This window comes from Mesorhizobium sp. M0185 (genome assembly GCF_040322175.1).
GTDB lineage: Bacteria > Pseudomonadota > Alphaproteobacteria > Rhizobiales > Rhizobiaceae > Mesorhizobium.
The window spans coordinates 1-1,242 of record NZ_JAMYSY010000122.1 but is presented as its reverse complement, the minus strand read 5'-3'; the positions used below and the strand labels follow the sequence as shown (position 1 = coordinate 1,242).

At 60.5% G+C, this 1,242-nt stretch carries 3 protein-coding genes; all 3 read right to left on the bottom strand.

Going from position 1 to position 1,242, the window contains the following annotated elements; translation table 11 throughout:
- Positions 1-74 precede the first annotated feature (74 nt).
- Positions 75-482: an ion channel gene (locus NKJ20_RS34010; protein WP_352749960.1), complete on the bottom strand. Its 408-nt coding sequence runs from the start codon at positions 480-482 to the stop codon at positions 75-77.
- Positions 483-815, bottom strand: a complete 333-nt coding sequence (locus tag NKJ20_RS34005; RefSeq protein WP_352453054.1) for a DUF779 domain-containing protein — start codon at positions 813-815, stop codon at positions 483-485.
- Between the two features lie 68 nt (positions 816-883).
- On the bottom strand, positions 884-1,242 hold a 359-nt coding region (locus tag NKJ20_RS34000), incomplete at its 5' end, for an aldehyde dehydrogenase family protein (RefSeq protein WP_352749958.1).

The following is a 1,242-nucleotide window of genomic DNA, read 5'->3' as shown; positions in this document are numbered from 1 at the left end:
ACGGCTCGATCGAGATCACATTCGCCTATCACAACGGCGACGAGGCCATCCTCAAGGCAATACGTCAGACTTCTTCAACAGCCTGCTAGAGCTGCGAGGACGCGCCATGCGTGAGCGGGCACAATGTCGCCGTAGCCGACGGTCGAGAAGGTGATGGTGGAAAAGTACAGCGCGGTTTCGAAGTCAGCAAAGATATCGAGCAACCGGTATAGTCCTGCCCAGAGCCACACCTCTGTGGTCATGATGGCAAAGAGTCCCATCACCACGCTGATCATCGCAACGATGCGGCTGCGGCGCCCGTGCATGCGAAACCGGGCGACCAGGTGTCCCATCGCGTGCGTGATGGCGATCAGACCGAAGGTATGGATCAAGACCGTCAAACTTATGACGACGGTGCCGATGAGCAGATTGAGGATCATCTGCGGAAGGTAGAGATTGCGGCGGCGCCTTCCTTGTTCGAAATCAAAACCGGCAGGTTTCACCTATACGGCACAGATTGTCGACCGCGTCAGGAACCGCTTCTCGCGCCCGTTGTCGAGCGAGAACATGCCGCCGCGACCAGGCACAACGTCGATGATGAGATCGGTATGCTTCCAGGCCTCGAATTGCGACGCTCCGATGTAGAACGGCGCGTCGCCGATATGGCCGAGCAGCACGTCGTGGTCGCCGACGATGAAGCCGGCACGCGGGTAGCACATGGGCGAAGAGCCGTCGCAGCAGCCGCCGGATTGATGAAACAGCACCGGACCGTGCTCGGCAACGATCTCGGCGAACAGTTCAAGGGCTGCCGGTGTCGCGGTAATCTTCGCTCGCATCATGTTTTCCGATTTCCAGCCTTTGGCGCGGCCCCTCGCGGAGCCGCGCCTGTGGGTCAAAGCGGCGATCAGAAGAAGCCGAGCTTCTTCGGGCTGTAGCTGACCAGGATGTTTTTGGTCTGCTGGTAGTGGTCGAGCATCATCTTGTGCGTCTCGCGGCCGATGCCGGACTGCTTGTAGCCGCCGAAGGCCGCATGCGCGGGATAGGCGTGGTAGCAGTTGGTCCAGACGCGGCCGGCCTGGATCGCGCGGCCGAACCGGTAGGCGCGGTTGCTGTCGCGTGTCCAGACACCGGCGCCGAGGCCGTAGAGCGTATCGTTGGCTATGCTGAGCGCTTCGTCGTCGTCCTTGAAGGTCGTGACAGAAACCACCGGCCCGAAGATCTCCTCCTGGAAGATGCGCATTTTGTTGTGTCCCTTGAACACGG